Origin of the sequence: Lentimicrobium saccharophilum (assembly GCF_001192835.1) — a bacterium.
Classification (GTDB): Bacteria; Bacteroidota; Bacteroidia; order Bacteroidales; family Lentimicrobiaceae; genus Lentimicrobium; species Lentimicrobium saccharophilum.
In genome coordinates this window covers 324,543-341,457 of record NZ_DF968183.1, presented here as the reverse complement: position 1 = coordinate 341,457, position 16,915 = coordinate 324,543, and the positions used below count along the sequence as shown (strand labels likewise).

The following is a 16,915-nucleotide window of genomic DNA, read 5'->3' as shown; positions in this document are numbered from 1 at the left end:
GGCCTGAGCCCCGTTTTTTATTTCTTATTGTCAAGAAAACTTCCCAAAACATCCAGCAGAATTTTCAGTTTAACTGGTTTGGATATGTAAGCATCGCATCCCGCTTCCCTGCTTCTGTTCTCTTCTCCTGGCAGATTATAGGCAGTTTGCGCAATCACCGGTATGCCGGGCCGATGTGCCTTTATTTTTCTGGTTGCGGTATAACCATCCATATCCGGCAGATTCACATCCATCAATACAATATCAATCTGGTGGTCGTTAAGACAACATTCTATACTCTCCTGGCCGTTTGATACCCTCACCATATTCAGCCCCGTTCTCATAAGGGCCGACCTGATGTAGTTATAATGAGATTCCATATCTTCAACCACAAGGATGGTTTTTGAACTCCAGTCCATAGAGAAAGTTGAATCGCGGCCTCTCTTTTTTTCTGAAACAATATCCGTATAAGCATTGTATGGGATCATAAAACTGAACAGCGCGCCTTCTCCCGGGGATGAACTAACCGATATATCGCCGCCCAACAACTGTACGATATGACGTGAAATGGCCAGGCCCAGGCCGGTTCCCCCCTGATGTTTGACACCATATCTGTTGTCCTGCCTGAACCGCTCAAAAATTACCTTGATACCCTCGGGTGAAATTCCTATCCCTGTATCCCTGACAAAAAAGTGTAAAAAGTCACCTGAAACTTTGTAGCCATAAGTAATGCTCCCCTTTTCGGTGAATTTGACCGCATTGACGAGCAGATTGGTCATTACCTGCTTAAGGCGGAACGGATCGGTGAGAATTACGTCACCTCCGGGCAACTGTTCCGATTCCAGGACAAGGTTCACCTGTTCTTTGCCCTTTCTTTTCAACAGTTCAGCATGGGTGTGGTACAGCTCATCCATCATCTCCCGCAGATTGTATGGTTCAAAAGTAACCATCAACTGGCCCGCTTCAATTTTAGCTATATCTATGATGTCGTCGATCAGGCTGAGCAGCGTTTCACTGCCGTGGTTAATATGCCGGATAAATTCGGCCTTGTCCTCAGGCGTAAGATCCTCTTCTGTTAACAGGTTGGAGAATCCAATGATAGAATTCATCGGGGTCCTGATTTCATGGCTCATATTGGCCAGAAAAGCGGTTTTAAGCCTGTCGGCTTCCTCGGCCTTCTCTTTAGCCTTTATGTACATCTGCTGTATCTCTTCCTTTTCTGAGATATCACGGCTGATTGCGACGATGCCAATCGGATTTCCGGCACTGTCGAAATTTAATACCTTCAGGGTGTCCATCAGGCGACGCGAACCATCCGAAAATGTTATCCATTCTTCTGATCGCACGGGTATATGATCCTCAATGATCTGGCGGTCGAACTGATGATATTTGTCTGCTGCCTCCTTCGGGAAGAAATCGTAATCATTGCGGCCGATCAGTTCACTTTCCTCAATGCCGATATAATCAGCAAAAGCTTTATTGCAACCGACAAAATTGCTGTTAAGATCTTTGAAGAAAATAAAGTCAGGACTGGAATCGATCAGCGATCTGAGCAAAGAGCGTTCCTTTACCAGAGACTTCCTTGCATTATTCAGTTCTTCCGTCATTGCATTGACCGATTCGGCCAACTCCCTGAACTCTGAAAAAACAAGGTTTTCCTGGTTCATTTCAATTGACTCGAGGCCGGTCTTTCTGAAATGAAGGTTAAATATGGCAAAACCTTGTGCTAATTTCCGGGATATCCAGCGTGATACCAGCCAGATAAAAATCAATACCATCAATAAAGAAAGTACAATATGTACAATGGTACTTCTTATCTGGGCTTCCATCAATTTTCGGTTATCCCTGATAAAACTTTCTATTTCATTTTCATAAAATCCGGTTCCTACAATCCATCCCCACTCTTTTACCGTGCCGAGGTAGGATATTTTTGTCTCAAAATCTTCGGATAAAAGCCGCCTGAACTGATATTCAATAAAACCGCTTCCGGTAGTATTATAAATATCAACCTGTTTCTGATATACCTCTATCCAGTTGGAATCATTGCTTTTGCGGATGTCCTGAGGCCACAGATGCTTCACGCCGTTGGTTATCAGGGCTTCACCGCCAATAGTATTGACAAAGAGGTATCCATCGTTTCCATACCTTATTTTAGAAAGGTATTCCAGAATCCTCTCCTTCATTTCAGATTCAAAATCTTCGAGGTAATCCTTTGAACCAAGGTACCAGTTGAATGGGGCGAACCTTCTGATATAGGAACTTTTAAGCAACACGGAATCTTCCGGGTTATCTTTTCCGGGGGAATAATAATGGATAAATCCCTGGTCTACCTGCCTGAGCAGCTCAACTTCGTTTCTTACTACATAATTGCCATGCTGATCCTGATAGTCAAGGCCGGGTATATTTTCAAGATGTTTGTTGCGCGGCAGCAGAACAGAGACTCCGCTGGTAGTATAAATAAAAATTTCACCCCGGTCATTTGAAAAGCGGATCGGGCGGAGGGCATCCTTGATCAGTTTTTCTATTTCGGAACGTGATTTGGTTTTACGGTTCTCCTCATATATATTTGAAGCAATCGCCCAGGCTTCATCCACGCGCTGTTTAAGCCCTAACCTCATTCTTTCCTCTGAAAGTGACCGGTTGTAATTGATGAATCCGATGGCCCGTGTAACTTCATCTCTTACGACATCCATCCTGCTGTTGACAAAACGATCCCTGATTTCTTCCGATTGCTTCTTAAATCTCCGGGTCTCCAGTGAAGTCCAGTAATGTCCTATAAACAATACGCAAATAACGGCAGCAGCCATAATTCCGTAGAGCAGCTGATCGGCTATACTCTTACGCTGAAGATAATTTTTAAAAGTTCTGATTAAATTCAAGTTCCCTGTCCGCTTTACAATGATTCATTCTCATTTCATTGATTTGTAACCCCGGAAACGGTTAAAAAATCAAGGTTTAAACCTAACATCAGGCATCCCCGAAAGTTCATTGTCCCGATGGAAAATAAACTTACCTTACTTAAAACAAGTATTTGTTAAATAATTTATTATCAACTACTTATTTTGAATAAACGGAGCCAGCAAACATAAACATTTTTTTTACAATAGTAAGATAATTTTTACAAGGTGCGAAAAAGGCAGGTATCAGTAAGACATATACTCTCCGAAAAGGGCCTGCAAATATGATTTTCCTTCCCTGATAATGGAATCGGTATAAGCTTCGGGGATGGCATTTTCGTGGAAGTGTCCTATGCGCGCATCCATTACAAAGTGCCCTGCAGGCCTGATCCACCCCAGGCCTTCCTCAAATGAGTAATAGGCAAACTCAGGTGCATAAGGATTAAACAGATTTCGGCTCCAGTGGAAAGCACCCGCATCGATATCAAGCTGATTCAGCAGGGTTGAAGCAAGGTCAGATTGATTCGAAAGCCGGCTTACCTTTGTCCCCCTGAACTCCTCCTTTATCACATCACCAACCAGCAGCATGGGTATTCTATGATAGTTTGGGGTGGTAAAAGCCCAGTTGCGGTATGAATTGTGGCTATGGTCCGCTACAATCACGAAGAGGGTGTTTTTGTACCAGGGCTGTTTACGGGCTTCTTCGAAATACCGGCCCAGGCAATGGTCGGTATAATAGGCCGAGTTTATGTAAGGTTTTTCGTTATCTCCCCAGTCGAGCACCTGTTCCATCGGCTGATCGTAAGGCGAATGAGAACTCAGGGTGAACAGTGCTGAGAAAAAGGGCTCCTTTTCTTTGGATAGATCAGCCAACTGACGCGAAAGCACGAACTCATCGTGCGCGCCAAGTTTACCTTTGATAGCCTCCTTGCCGAAATCAGCCCCTTCAACAATGCGTTTAAAACCGTTGTAAAGAATAAATCCCTTGATGTTTCCGTAAATCAGTTGCCCTCCGAAGTAAAAAGAGGTATGATACCCCTCCTCTATCAGCTTATGCGTGAGGGTGGGAAGTTTGGCGAACTTATCAGGCTGCACGGTAATGGAAGAGATCGGGTGAGCGGGAAAGCCTCCGAAAATACTTCCCATGGCCTGCTCGCTGCGGGGGCCGGTGGCCCATAGATTTGTAAAAAGAATACCTTCTTTTTCCAGTTTTCTGAATTCCGGGGTTATGCCCGGTTCTCCACCAAGGGATTCGATCAGATCGGCCGACCAGCTTTCAAGAATCAGCAACACCACGTTAGGCCGGTTGGCAGTGAGCACATTTGTGGTTGAATCTTTTTCCGTGGCTAATATCTTTTCCAGAGTCTGCGCAACCTCCTCTTCGCTGTAAAAGGCATAAGGGTTTTCACCGAAATTTCTATAATTCTCAATAATATTAATCATCAGGTTAAACCCTGAATTTACAGCGGCGATGTTCAGGATATTCTTGTTGGAATAATAGGAAGCGCTCTGGTTGATCGGAATGGGCTGCACCCCTCCCCTGGCCCCTATAAAAAGCAACACCGGCGCAGCAACCAGGAATACGGTGCTGAAAAAATAACTTCTCCCGGTCTGTCTGATGTCCTGATAAAACCACCTCCGGTAAATCCAGGAAGTGAGCATGACCATTATAATAAACAGACCAATCAGGGAGAAAAACAGCGCGTTGGAAACTGTATCATAAACTTCAGTGGGATTGCTCAGGTAGGCAAAGGCCTTGAAAGGCAGTTTGGTTTTCCACTCAGGATAAATGCCCAGTTCAACAGCGGTAAGCAGGCTGAAAAGCGTGATTGCCGTATAGGTATAGATCCGGTTTACCTTATTCATCCAGCTTCTGCTCCACAACGACTGGATCAGCAGCAAAACTGCAGGAAAAAGCATAAAATACGAAGTAGTGGCAAAGTCGAGCTGAAAGCCGTGCCGGTATGCGGCCATGGCTTCGCCGAAAGACGCGCCTTCGATGCGCAGCAGTTGAAAATTGTAGAGCATGAAAACCGTTCTGGCGAATGCAAAAAACAATAACCAGAAGAGCATCTGCCTGAAAAATGAAATCAATATCTGCTTCATATACCAGCGTAGTTCGAAATAAGTCTGCAAAGTTAATTTAAGTTGGCTGATTCCCGCCCAAAAACTTCCCCTGATGTAAGGGACGGATCATAGCAATCCGGCCAATTATCCTTAATTTAGCCGCATTATTTATTTATCACCAACCTATGAATGGCCTGAAGGATAAATCTATCCTGTCCGATACCATCCTGATCATTATCATCCTGCTCTTGCCGTTGGCGCTTTTTACCAACCTGGGGCTGATGCCGCTGATCTCCGATGAACCTACCCGGGCGGTGGTCACACTCGAAATGATCTTGTCGGAGAACTTCATCACCCCCACGATCAACGGGGATTTTTATTACAACAAACCTCCCCTCTTCAACTGGATACTTGCGGGTTTTGTCAAAGTTGCCGGAGTTGAGAACGAGTTCATCTTCAGGTTGCCGACTGTAATCTCTCTGCTGCTGATGGGCCTTGCAATAACCCTTTTTGCCCGGAAAGCGCTGGGATGGAGGAATGCGGTAATGGCCGCCCTGATGATGATCACTTCGGCACGCATCCTGTTCTGGGACTCTTTTCAGGGACTGATCGACATTACCTATTCACTGGTGACGTTCACAGGATTTGCCTTGCTTTATCACCTTTCGCAACGACGCAAATGGCTGCTGATGTTTACGGCCACCTACGCACTGGCCGCTGCCGGCTACCTGATGAAAGGACTCCCCTCCATTGCGTTTCAGGGCATCAGCCTGCTGGCATGGCTCAGCTACGACAAGCAATTCCGTAAGCTTTTCTCCTGGCAGCACCTGGCCGGCATCCTGACCTTCGCGCTGATCACAGGCACCTACTACTATGCTTACCTCCAGACCAACACCCTTGACGATGTATTTTCCACGCTGTTCGACCAGTCGAACAGGCTTTCCGACAAAAAGGGCACCTTCCTCAGCTGGCTGCTCCACCTGGTGACTTTTCCGTTTGAAATGATCTATGAATTCGCCCCGTGGACTATACTGCTTTTATTGCTGTTGAGTAAAAAAATCCGGATTGCCCTGTATACCGACAAGTTCATTATGTTCAACCTGCTGATATTCAGTAGCAATATCATTATTTACTGGATCTCGGCAGATATGCGACCGCGCTACCTGTTTATGCTCTTCCCCCTGCTCTTTGTGATACTGGTAAAGGCCTGGTCTTTATCTGCAGAAAGCAGGAATAATCTTCGAAAGATCACCGATGTGGTTTTCGGTGTACTGGGATTGCTGGGGACAGCCTCCCTGCTTTATTATCTGTTTTGGGACGAAACAAATCAACTGCAGGGTGTATGGATGATCATTCCTTTGCTCTTTATCATTGCCGGTTCAGCGGTTTGGCTGATGCGAAAGCATGTTCCCCTTCGTATGCTGTTGCTGATTATTGTTATGTTGACGGTGCGCATTGCTTTCAGCATGTTTAACCTTCAGGCGCGCTATAACTCCTATCCGGATGCGGGTTACCGGCAGGGTGAAATCACGGCAGGTCAGCTTATTAAGGAGTGTAATACCTATGTGCTTGGAGACACTCCCTTCAACCACGATGCTTCGTTTTACATTGCCCGCGAAAGCCGGCAGATTATCAGGAGAACATGGGAAATCAGCGATTCCGGCACCTGTTACATCGCGGATGAAAAAAATCTGGCTACTTTTGCAGACCGGCTCGAAGGTTACGAAATCATCCATACCTTTACCATCAAGCTAAGCGAAACCAGGCTTTTCCTGTTAAAGAAATCCCTATGAACAATCCGAAGTTATCCATAATCATCTGCGTTTACAACGAGGAACCCAATATCAGGCCGCTGAACAAATGGATCAACGAATCCATTACCGGCATGGAATACGAGATTATCTATGTGGATGACGGCTCCACCGACCGCACACGGCAGGAAATCATTGCCCTGAATGACCCCCGGGTTGTGCTGGTGGAATTCAGAAAAAACTTCGGGCAGAGTGCGGCCCTCTATGCAGGCATTGAACAGGCGCGGGGAGAATACCTTGTTACCATGGACGGCGACCTGCAGAATGACCCCAGCGATATTCCCATGATGCTGAAACTGGCGGAGGATGAACACTGGGACCTGGTGGCCGGTGTCAGGAAAAACAGACAGGACGGGATGTTTCTGAGGAAAATCCCCAGCAAAATTGCCAATGCCATTATCCGTAAAAGTACCGGGGTCTACATAAAAGATTACGGCTGCACCCTGAAAGTGTTTAAAAGCGATCTGGCCAAAAACATCGGTCTTTACGGGGAACTGCACCGCTTTATTCCCGTGCTGGCAAGCCTCGAAGGCGCGACCATCACTCAGGTGGACGTAAAGCACCATGCACGGGAGTTCGGCAAATCGAAATATGGCATCAACCGGACGTTTAAAGTCGTAAGCGATCTGATGCTGATGGTATTTTTTAAAAAGTATATGGGTAAGCCAATGCATCTTTTCGGAGGGATCGGCCTGTTATTTCTGATAGTGGGCTCACTTATCAACGGATGGTTCCTTATTGAGAAGATTATGGGTCACGATATCTGGGGAAAGCCGATGCTGCTGCTGGGCATATTGCTGCTGATTGCCGGCATACAACTGATTACCATCGGAATTATGGCAGAGCTGTTGATGCGCACTTATTACGAGTCACAGCAGAAACGCCCTTATAAAATCCGCAAAGTACACACATTCGAAGCCTGAGATGTCCCGACCGCTTAAAGCATTCCTGAAAATCGCGCTTTCCGTCGCCGCACTCTGGTATGTATATACCAAAATTGACGTCAGGGAAGTCTTACAGATTTTCAGGCATGTGCATTATGGCTGGCTGTTGGCCGCTACCCTCCTTTTCGCGGTCTCTAAAGTGCTTTCATCTTACCGCCTGAACATCTTTTTCAGGAATACCGGAGCCGGGCTCACCGAACAAAGCAACCTGAGGCTATACCTGCTCGGGATGTATTACAACCTTTTCCTGCCCGGCGGCATTGGCGGTGACGGTTATAAAATTTACCTGCTCAATAAGAAGTTCGGGACCGGGGCAAAAAAGCTGTTCTGGGCGGTGTTGCTCGACAGGGTGAACGGGGTGCTTGCGCTGTTCGTACTGGCTATGCTGATGGTTCCGTTTATAGCCTTACCGGTACTGTATAAATATCTGGCAGTTGCAGCAATCCCTGTATCCATTGCAGTTTATTATCTTTCCATTCATTGGTTTTTCAAGGATTTCAGGAAAAGTATCCACCTGACAAACCTCTATTCAGCGGGTGTTCAGCTTGCCCAGCTGCTCTCCGCCTGGCTGATCCTGCTGGCCAACCACCACCAGGAACAGATACTGGCTTATCTTTTTCTTTTTCTCATATCCTCCATCGTAGCTACACTACCCATCACCATAGGCGGCATCGGATCGCGCGAGATCACTTTTCTTTTCGGGGCTGAAATCATGCATCTCGACATTCATCTATCCATCGCACTCAGTCTGCTGTTTTACGTGATTACCGCGGTGGTTTCGCTGAGCGGGATTTACTACTCCCTGAACGAAAAGGCACTGAATATAAAGCTTGAATGCGGTGCAGATGTAAAAGAACCTGAAGCAAAAGTTTAGAAAATGAAACATGTTTTTATCACCGGTGTCGCCGGATTTATCGGCTCAAGTCTTGCCCGCACCATGCTGGAGCAGGGATACAAAGTATCAGGCCTTGACAATTTCGATACATTTTACGATCCAGCGATCAAGCGTAGAGCGGTGGGCAGACTTTCGGAAAATAAAGGTTTTAAGCTTTACGAAGGCGACATCAGACATCGCGAAACGCTCGATAAAATTTTCAGTGCAGCGAAACCGGATCTGGTGATTCACCTCGCTGCCCGGGCCGGGGTGCGGCCTTCCATTGAACAGCCTGAACTATATTACGATGTGAATGTCACCGGCACGCTGGTATTGCTCGAAGCCATGCGGGCGGCAGGCATCAAAGACATGCTCTTTGCCTCCTCCTCATCGGTTTACGGAAATAACAGGAAAGTGCCCTTCAGCGAAACCGATCCGGTTGACAACCCCATTTCGCCTTATGCCGCCACCAAAAAAGCCGGAGAATTGCTTTGCTACACTTACCATCATCTTTATAACTTCAATATCTACTGTCTGAGGTTCTTCACGGTCTACGGACCCGGGCAACGGCCCGAAATGGCCATACAGCAGTTCGGGCGTAAGATCAGTGAAGGCGCGCCCATCACGCTCTTCGGCGATGGGACCACCCGAAGGGATTACACCTTCATCAGCGATATTACTGCCGGCATCATTGCCTGCGCCAACAATCTGAAGGGATACGAGATCTTTAACCTGGGCAACAGCGACACCATTTCGCTGATCGACCTGGTGCGGGGTATTGAGGAAACATTGGGCAGGAAAGCTGTCATCGAATGGAAGCCCATGCAGGCCGGCGATGTGGAAATCACCTATGCCGACATCAGCAAGGCCCGCCGGCTGCTGAATTATTCCCCGGGATATCCTGTACACAAGGGTTTGCTCCGCATGTTCTCTGAGCAGGGCATGTGCTGATCTGAAGCCTGTTTTGCATTTGCCAAACCAAGTTTCATCCCTGTTCCTGCATCAGACAATGCGGCACACATGTTTTTCCATCATTCGTATTTGATCACTTCCACCGGATTCAGTTTCGATGCCGACCAGGACTGCCAGGCGATGGTCAGAAAAGCCACCAGCAGGGTGATCGCAGCTGTAAGGAGAAAAGTTCCGGCGGTGATATTGATGTGATAGGCAAAATCAGCAAGCCACTCTGACATAAACAACCACACCGGAACAACGGCCAGCAAATTTCCTATCATTACCAGCAGCGAGAAACCCGCTGTTTCCCTGAGGGTCAGGCTGAAGGGTGATGCGCCCAGAATCCGCCTGATGCCGAACTGCCTGCGCCGTTGCTGCAGGATTACAGCCGAAAGCCCCAGTAGTCCCATACAGGCCACAACAATGGCCAGAATGGTGAAACCGGAGAACAATTGCGCGAAGCGGTTGATATGCTGATAAGTGCCGGCTATGTATGTATCAAGCGGGTAGCAAACGAAAGGTTCTCCCGGGAAGTGCTTTTGCCATTCATTTTCAAGGCCTGCCCCGGCGCTTTGAAGATCGGAATTCACCCTGATCAGCAAGGCGTTGAAACCTTCCTCCGGGCGGGTAGTAAAGATCAGTGGCTCTACCCCGGTATAGACAGGGTGAAAGTTAAAATCCTGCACTACCCCGATAACAGGGTGTTTGGCACTTCGCCTGATATGATGTATGCTGCCCGGGGTAACTCCATAGCGCTGCGCGTAGCTTTCATTTACCAGGCAGGAAATGCTGTCGTTGCCAGAAGTCAGGTTCCTTCCGGCGATCAGCCTGATCCCCATTGTTTTCAGAAAGGCTGAATCGATGCCCAGCACATTGATCATGACCACTTCGTCCCTGCCATCAGGCAGATATCCGTTGGCTGGAACCCCTGCGCCCGGTGGACTTGATACCGCCGTCCAGCTTTCGACAAACGGCAAGCTGCCCAGCGAATTGCCGGCAAATGCAGGCATGTTTTTATCATTTTCATCTGAAACGCGCACAACAAGCAGGTTGTCGGAGCGATATCCCTTGTCGAAACTGCTGATATAGCGAATCTGACCGAACATCAGCAAGAGGGAAGCCACCAATCCGGCCGATATGGCAAACTGAATCACAACCAGCACTTTGGGCAGCATTGCCCTGACTTTTACCGAACCGGATCCTCCCTTGAGCACATCCACCGGTTTAAAGGATGCAAGGTAAAAGGCGGGATAAGCGCCTGCAAGCACTCCGGCGAACACCACCAGCAGGATTATCCCAAGCATCAGCGGCATCCCGCCGGCCGCATAAAGCGCGAGGGGATTTCCTGTAACGGCCGAATACCAGGGACGTATCAGTTCGATGATAAAAAGCGCGAGCAGCAAAGCTGTAAAACTCAGCACCAGCGCTTCGGCTATAAACTGCCTGATCAGCATGCGCCGTGACGCTCCGGCCACTTTGCGGATGCCCGTTTCCCTGTTCCGGATCATGGCCCGGGCAGTCGCCAGGCTGGTAAAATTAAAACAGGCAATCAGCAGGATCAGCAGGGCGATGCCAGAAAATATCCTGATATTACTAAGGTTTCCACCGCTTCCATCGTTTACAAGCGAATGCAGATGGATGTTGCTGAGCGGCTCAAAACCAAGCTTATACTGCCAACCTGATTCCCTGATACTTCTGTTGATCTTCTCATCAAGGAATGCGGGCAGGGCCGATTCAAGGCTTGCGATGCTGAAGCCGGGCTGCGTCCTGATAAAAGTGATGTACTGGTTTCCCCCGTTCCAGTCCATGTACAATGACTTATCCTGATACAATGTTGAAAATGAAATCAGGGCATCAAACTGCAGTGAGGAGTTATATGGCGGGTCTCCGGCTATTCCGGTCACCGTAAACTGATCCCTGTTGTTCATCTTCAAAACTTTACCAATGGCAGGTTCATCGCCGAAGAGCTTGCGGGCTGAAGAACGGGTAAGCACGACACTGAATATTCCGGAAAGCGCTGTGGTAATATCGCCTTCCTCCAGCACGAACGAGAAGTCCCTGAAAAATCCGGAATCGGCATAGCAAACTTTTGAAATTTCAGTGATTTTCCCGCCGGCTTCGAAAAAAGATTCTTGCGGTTGAGTTGTCCGCGTAACTGATACTATCCCGGGAAACTGTTCCTGAAGCGATGGACCAACGGCCGCAGGGATGGTGCAGGAACCGAATGACCCGTCAGGACTGACGGCTGTCATATTTACCCGGTAAATATCATGCCGGTTAGTATGAAACCTGTCGAAACTCAGCTCGCCGTAAATGTAGGCCAGTATGGCAATTCCCGCTGCAAGGCCTATCGCAAGACCTGTTACGTTGATAATGGTATAAAAAGGATTCCGGATATAGAGCCTGAATGTATGCCTGAAAAAATGCTGCATTGCCCGAGCGTTTCAGATAATAAAATAAGAATTACAGCTCAGGTATTATAAAAACCATGCCATATTAAACCGCTGAATATGTGCGGAATAAAAATACTAATAAAGTAGTAGTGTCCGGATTTGCGATCAATATGTCTTAAAACCGGACATTTGTCCGGCTTTCCCTTTAATTCTTTTATCCAGAGATTTCTAACCCGTTTTATCAACCTCTTCCGGAAGCAGAACGCCGGATTACGGCATAGGCTGTTCAGACCATACCCATCACGAACTTTTTCTGTTCCGTGTATAAATAAAAATCATCGCGATTGCGGTGGTTACGGTCCCCATGATCAACCCTCCGATAGCTCCCTGTTTTACATAATTCAGGTAATTGAAATTTGCTTCAGCTTCGGCAATGGTGTTGTAATAGCCCAGTTCCACCGATCGCTTGATGACATTCGGGAAATACTCAGGTGTGATTACATAGGTGGTGATCCACTGCGTGAGCGGACTGATCACGGCAATCATCACCGATATAATAATACCTGAAACCAGCCCCTGGAGGTAGGTGATACGACCGTCGTAGAAGTTCTTCTTTTTATCCTTCAGCGCCAGCACCATCACAATGATAGCAGGAATGGCAAAAAGGTTTGTGAGATAAATATGATAATCGATATACCTGCCATGAAGTCCGGTGACTTTCTCCAGAAGCATCCAGAGCAGTGACATCAGCGAAAAAATAACGGCCCACTTGATTTCAATTTTCAGGTTTTTCATGTTGATGTTTTTTTATTGTGCTGCATTTATAAGTACGTCCAGTTCAATCTTTTTCATTTGGCGCAAGGCCTGCCCTACCTGCTGACCTTTTCCTGAGTTCACGATCAGGGATTCAAGCATGGATGGAATTACCTGCCACCATACACCGTATTTATCCCTGACCCAACCACACATGCTCTCCATCCCTTCTTCAGCAAACCGACTCCAGTAGTGGTCAATTTCCTTCTGGGTTTCGCATTCAATTACAAAGGAATTGCCTTCGCAGAAATCAAATTCATGTACCGGCTCACCTCCGCTTAAAGCGTTAAAAATTAAATCTTTCAGCCTGAATTGGGTAAACATCAGGGCGCCATCAGGCATACTGCTCCCGGAAGGAATCGGGAAACTTATAATGTGCCTGCTGTCATCAAATATGGAAGTATAATAACTCAATGCCTCCCCCACCTTTGCCCTTTTATCATTGGCAAAAAGCAGGGCGGGAACGATCTTCTGCGGATTGTTGATCGCATCTATATCCAGTTGCCAGCTGATGCCAAACCTGTCCTCCACCCAGGCATATTTCGCGCTCCAATCATATTTTTCCAGGGGCATCATCACCCGTCCGTCCTTACTGAGACTGGCATAAAGACGCTCAATCTTAGCATCATCGCCACCGCAATAAACGAAATAAGATACGGCAGGATTGGGCCGGAACATCTCTCCGCCGTTCAGGCCCATAAATTTCACTCCATAAATCTCAAACATCAGCACCAGCTGGTTTTCTGAGAGGATGTTCACATCCTCAAAAACATCCTTGTAATAACCAGCGGCTTCCCTCGCATTGTTGTTAAACCAGAGGCAGGGATATATCGTCTTGTTCATGTTCCGGAAATCAGTTGTGCAACAGGGTTAATAACAATTTGAAAGGCAAGGGGTTTTCTCAGTCGCTATTTTTTGTATTTATCATGCAAACCCGCGCCCTTTAAAATCATCGGGATTATTTTCTCCAGCCGGCTGACTTTGGTGTTTTCCTGCTTTGGTTCATCCAGATAAAGTATATATTCCTTCTGCTTTCCCGGGCTTAACTTACTGAATGCAGCCTGCAGATTTCCATCGGCTTTGAGGGCACCGGCAAGCAACGGCGACGGCGCCATCGCCTGAAACTTCTCAGGCTTTATTTTCAGGCCTTTCTTTTCCACTTCAATAGCTTCGGAAATGTATTCAAGAATGCTTTTTTCATCCACTTCTGCCAGGGAGGTGAAACGCCACTGACGCAACGATTTGGTTTTTCCCTCTGATGCGGCAATCAGTACCCCGTATTTATCCTGAAGGAATACGCCATTGAAAAACCAAAGTGCAAAAAAGTTCCTGAAACCGCCATAGCTGACAACATTCTTTCCATTGTATGTGTATACCTCTGCCCCCCATTTGATGGCTTTTTCGAGCGGGGCTTTTGCAATGACGGATGACAGCAACGAAAGTTCCTCCGCCCATCGTTCGTTGTATTCCATAATTGAATTATTTGAAAGGCAATATCATGCGCAGGTTAATAAAACCATCGCGTTTACCAATTGTTCAGGCACCGGCCTGCCCGGGCCGGAGCTATTTGGTGGTTTTCAGGCCCATGGCGGTAAAAACGCTGTCGACCGGCTCCCACAACTCCAGCTTGTTACCGTCGGCATCCATGATATGGACAAATTTACCGTAATCGTAGGTTTCTATGGTATCGAGAATGGTGACGCCGTTTTGCCGGAGCTTTTCCACCAGGCCTTCGATGTTCTGCACCCGGTAATTGACCATAAACTCTTTTTTGGAGGGCTCAAAATAACTGCTTCCCTGCTTAAAAGGACTCCACTGCAGATAGTTGATTTCTTCCGGCCGGTTGGCATTGCGGAATTCGAAACTCGAGCCCCACTCATTCACTTCAAGCCCCAGGTTTTCCGCATACCAGGCTTTGGTCTCCTCAACATTCTCAGAAAAAAAGAAAATACCGCCTATACCGGTAACTTTCGGTGTGGTATCGTTAATAGCAGCATTGCTGCCGTTTAGAGCCGATTGATCTGTCATATCGTCGTTTTTTATTGAGCCTTGTTTACAAGCTGCGAATATAAGGGCCAGCAGGGCAATAGCCAACGAATTTTTCATGTACTTTGATTTAAATGTTCAACAAACAATAACAATTTTAGTAATTTCAGACTACGCAAAATTAACCCTATAAACCGGGAATACAATGGTCATCGGGACGCCTGAATTTATCACGAAGACCGACCTCACGGATATTCGTTATGTGATGGTTTTGAAAAAGAAAAAAGCAAAGTTCCTTTAGTGAATAATTAAAACTTCTTCGGCTTGCATTGGTTTTTCCAAAGTCCGGATTCAGGCGTCAGATTTCTGATGAATTTTAAGATAATTCTATTTACTTTACTCCGGGCTTCTACCCGGGGAAAATACAGCCCCCCGAACCAACTGGCTTTAGCCGAAAAGCCGGGAAATGTCTGAACAGGAGAGTTTCCGGACTTGCCGGATTTAATTAATGCCGGGATGCAAATAAACTTTTGCCGTCTTTTGGGCTGAAGCCCCCACGTTTGTCAGCTCTTCAATACCCCCGGCTCAAGCCGGGGGTAATAAACCGGAATTGAGCATCATCAGAAACTGCGGAATACAGATAACCTATGCTTGCGTTGATTAAGCCGAAGTCCGTATTCAGGCGTCAGAATTCTCATGATTAGCAAGTTAAATCAGTTTTATTTACTCCGGGCTTCAGCCCGGGGAAAAAGCTGATGCCCGAACCAACCGGCTTTAGCCGGAAAGCCGGGAGAAGTCTGAACAGGGGTATTCCCGGGCTTACCGGATTTTTCTAATGTCAGGGTGTAAATAAACTTATGCCCCCTTTTGGGCTGAAGCCCCTGTGTTGGCTAGCGCCTGATTACCCCCGCCCCAAGCCGGGTAATCAGCCGGCAGGATTACTCCCATCCATGTTTAACTTTTTCGATCCTGATCTCATCAAGCAGGGCATTTTTTCCGTCCCATCCGGTTTCAACGGTTTTTAAAAGGTATTCCGCCCGGTTCAGGTACTCCCGGGCTTGTTCACTATCCTGACCGTATGTCAGTTCGTAAAGTGAGAGATAAAACTCATAATAATCCGGATAGTATGTTATACCCAGCCGGTAGATTTCCAGCGCCTGGCTGTTATAGCCGTTATACGCGTAACGGGAGGCAATGCCATTGATTTCCGCAATTCCGGGCGGATAAAAATAATCGCCAATAACCGAAGCTTCGAGGACTTTATCTATTTCCGCTTCAGCCGTTTCGGGAATATCAATCAGCTTATACTCATCATCTGTCTTCGCGATTCCGGCATACCTGCCCCTGAATCTTTCGAAGATCCGGGTCAGGAAAACCGGTGTTGCCACGATGGGTACCGCGTTGTGCGCGGAATAATCAGCTTCGAAGGTAACAATGTCACTAAAGAAGTCAGGATAACTGCTTTTTAACTGATCATACTTTTTTCTGTGATGATAATCCTTGTCACCGGCAATGCCGCCTGTACTGATAAAGATCCTGTCTTTATCGGCCTGGCCGGTTTTTCCGAGAGCCTCCACCAGCGATTCAAGTTCATGGAGTGGCGTATGTGCCATCACGGCAGTATAAAAGCCGGGATGCATTAAATACGCGTAAAGCGCGAAAGAGGCTGAAAATGAGTGCCCGGCAATAATCCTGATTTCGCCGGGGTTGTACTTTGTCAACGCCCGGGTAAGTTCTTCCGTGATAAAGATATCCAGCGGCATGCCCGGTTGCAGTCCGGAAAACCCGCATTCATCGTTCCGGTTTTTATGCGGAACAACGACAACCAGTGCATTTGGGATTTCGTGGGTGTACTGTAAATACTTAATGTCAGAGAGTATGGGATTGATAAACCACTCATGCTGACCATCAAGCAAGAAAATCACGGGAAGTTTAACGGAACCGGATTTGTACTTGTAAAAACCGGGCTTGTGGATGTACACGGTCCTTTGTTCACCAAATGCTTCCGAATAAAACGAAAGCGTATCCGTTCGCTGCGCCGGTATGATTGATGCAGAGAAAAGAAATACAAGTAAAAAGAAGATTTTAGTTTTCATTCGATGGGTAAAGTATTAATTAGTTCACTTTTACCGGGCCGGATCCCGAAGCGTTTATATACCATGCATTCCGGATTGAGCATTAAGCCGGTAAATTTCTG

12 protein-coding genes are annotated in these 16,915 nt (G+C 47.0%); 4 read left to right on the top strand and 8 right to left on the bottom strand.

Annotated features, from left to right (window positions below; translation table 11 throughout):
• Positions 1-17: 17 nt before the first annotated feature.
• Both TBC1_RS13265 and TBC1_RS13260 read right to left on the bottom strand, forming a co-directional pair.
• Entirely contained in the window at positions 18-2,858 is a 2,841-nt protein-coding gene (locus tag TBC1_RS13265) for a cache domain-containing protein (RefSeq protein ID WP_062043817.1), read from the bottom strand.
• 264 nt (positions 2,859-3,122) lie between these two features.
• A complete protein-coding gene (locus tag TBC1_RS13260; protein ID WP_062043814.1) occupies positions 3,123-4,982 on the bottom strand; it encodes an LTA synthase family protein in 1,860 nt (619 codons plus the stop codon).
• Positions 4,983-5,128: 146 nt separating this feature from the next.
• On the opposite strand from TBC1_RS13260, the gene TBC1_RS13255 reads away from it, so the two are divergent.
• The 4 genes from TBC1_RS13255 to TBC1_RS13240 are packed head-to-tail and all read left to right on the top strand — an operon-like array spanning position 5,129 to position 9,523.
• Positions 5,129-6,736, top strand: a complete 1,608-nt coding sequence (locus TBC1_RS13255; RefSeq protein WP_062043812.1) for an ArnT family glycosyltransferase — start codon at positions 5,129-5,131, stop codon at positions 6,734-6,736.
• Positions 6,733-7,677: a glycosyltransferase family 2 protein gene (locus TBC1_RS13250; protein WP_062043809.1), complete on the top strand. Its 945-nt coding sequence runs from the start codon at positions 6,733-6,735 to the stop codon at positions 7,675-7,677. Before TBC1_RS13255 ends, TBC1_RS13250 begins: the two co-directional genes overlap by 4 nt.
• A 1-nt stretch (position 7,678) precedes the next feature.
• Positions 7,679-8,572 carry a lysylphosphatidylglycerol synthase transmembrane domain-containing protein gene (locus TBC1_RS13245; RefSeq protein WP_062043806.1) on the top strand — a complete coding sequence of 298 codons (894 nt, stop codon included), beginning with the start codon at positions 7,679-7,681 and terminating at the stop codon, positions 8,570-8,572.
• A gap of 3 nt (positions 8,573-8,575) precedes the next feature.
• A complete protein-coding gene (locus tag TBC1_RS13240; protein ID WP_062043804.1) occupies positions 8,576-9,523 on the top strand; it encodes an NAD-dependent epimerase/dehydratase family protein in 948 nt (315 codons plus the stop codon).
• Between the two features lie 80 nt (positions 9,524-9,603).
• Here the strand turns inward: TBC1_RS13240 and TBC1_RS13235 are convergent, their stop codons facing one another.
• The 6 genes from TBC1_RS13235 to TBC1_RS13210 all read right to left on the bottom strand — a co-directional run bounded on the left by TBC1_RS13235 (position 9,604) and on the right by TBC1_RS13210 (position 16,814).
• Entirely contained in the window at positions 9,604-11,958 is a 2,355-nt protein-coding gene (locus TBC1_RS13235) for an ABC transporter permease (protein ID WP_062043802.1), read from the bottom strand.
• 261 nt (positions 11,959-12,219) lie between these two features.
• Positions 12,220-12,714, bottom strand: coding sequence for a DUF4199 domain-containing protein (locus TBC1_RS13230; protein WP_062043799.1), 495 nt, complete (start codon positions 12,712-12,714; stop codon positions 12,220-12,222).
• A gap of 12 nt (positions 12,715-12,726) precedes the next feature.
• A complete protein-coding gene (locus TBC1_RS13225; RefSeq protein WP_062043794.1) occupies positions 12,727-13,575 on the bottom strand; it encodes a VOC family protein in 849 nt (282 codons plus the stop codon).
• Positions 13,576-13,640: 65 nt separating this feature from the next.
• Positions 13,641-14,204, bottom strand: a complete 564-nt coding sequence (locus TBC1_RS13220; RefSeq protein WP_062043791.1) for a YdeI/OmpD-associated family protein — start codon at positions 14,202-14,204, stop codon at positions 13,641-13,643.
• Between the two features lie 91 nt (positions 14,205-14,295).
• Positions 14,296-14,838, bottom strand: a complete 543-nt coding sequence (locus TBC1_RS13215) for a VOC family protein (protein WP_236695676.1) — start codon at positions 14,836-14,838, stop codon at positions 14,296-14,298.
• Between the two features lie 818 nt (positions 14,839-15,656).
• Positions 15,657-16,814, bottom strand: coding sequence for an alpha/beta hydrolase-fold protein (locus tag TBC1_RS13210; protein WP_062043789.1), 1,158 nt, complete (start codon positions 16,812-16,814; stop codon positions 15,657-15,659).
• Between the last annotated feature and the right edge of the window lie 101 nt (positions 16,815-16,915).

Bases quoted from the DNA above. Each gene is read 5' to 3' on its own strand.
- TBC1_RS13260 (WP_062043814.1), bottom strand. From the start codon at position 4,982: ATGAAGCAGATATTGATTTCATTTTTCAGGCAGATGCTCTTCTGGTTA.
- TBC1_RS13255 (WP_062043812.1), top strand. From the start codon at position 5,129: ATGAATGGCCTGAAGGATAAATCTATCCTGTCCGATACCATCCTGATC.
- TBC1_RS13250 (WP_062043809.1), top strand. From the start codon at position 6,733: ATGAACAATCCGAAGTTATCCATAATCATCTGCGTTTACAACGAGGAA.
- TBC1_RS13245 (WP_062043806.1), top strand. From the start codon at position 7,679: ATGTCCCGACCGCTTAAAGCATTCCTGAAAATCGCGCTTTCCGTCGCC.
- TBC1_RS13240 (WP_062043804.1), top strand. From the start codon at position 8,576: ATGAAACATGTTTTTATCACCGGTGTCGCCGGATTTATCGGCTCAAGT.
- TBC1_RS13235 (WP_062043802.1), bottom strand. From the start codon at position 11,958: ATGCAGCATTTTTTCAGGCATACATTCAGGCTCTATATCCGGAATCCT.
- TBC1_RS13230 (WP_062043799.1), bottom strand. From the start codon at position 12,714: ATGAAAAACCTGAAAATTGAAATCAAGTGGGCCGTTATTTTTTCGCTG.
- TBC1_RS13225 (WP_062043794.1), bottom strand. From the start codon at position 13,575: ATGAACAAGACGATATATCCCTGCCTCTGGTTTAACAACAATGCGAGG.
- TBC1_RS13220 (WP_062043791.1), bottom strand. From the start codon at position 14,204: ATGGAATACAACGAACGATGGGCGGAGGAACTTTCGTTGCTGTCATCC.
- TBC1_RS13215 (WP_236695676.1), bottom strand. From the start codon at position 14,838: ATGAAAAATTCGTTGGCTATTGCCCTGCTGGCCCTTATATTCGCAGCT.
- TBC1_RS13210 (WP_062043789.1), bottom strand. From the start codon at position 16,814: ATGAAAACTAAAATCTTCTTTTTACTTGTATTTCTTTTCTCTGCATCA.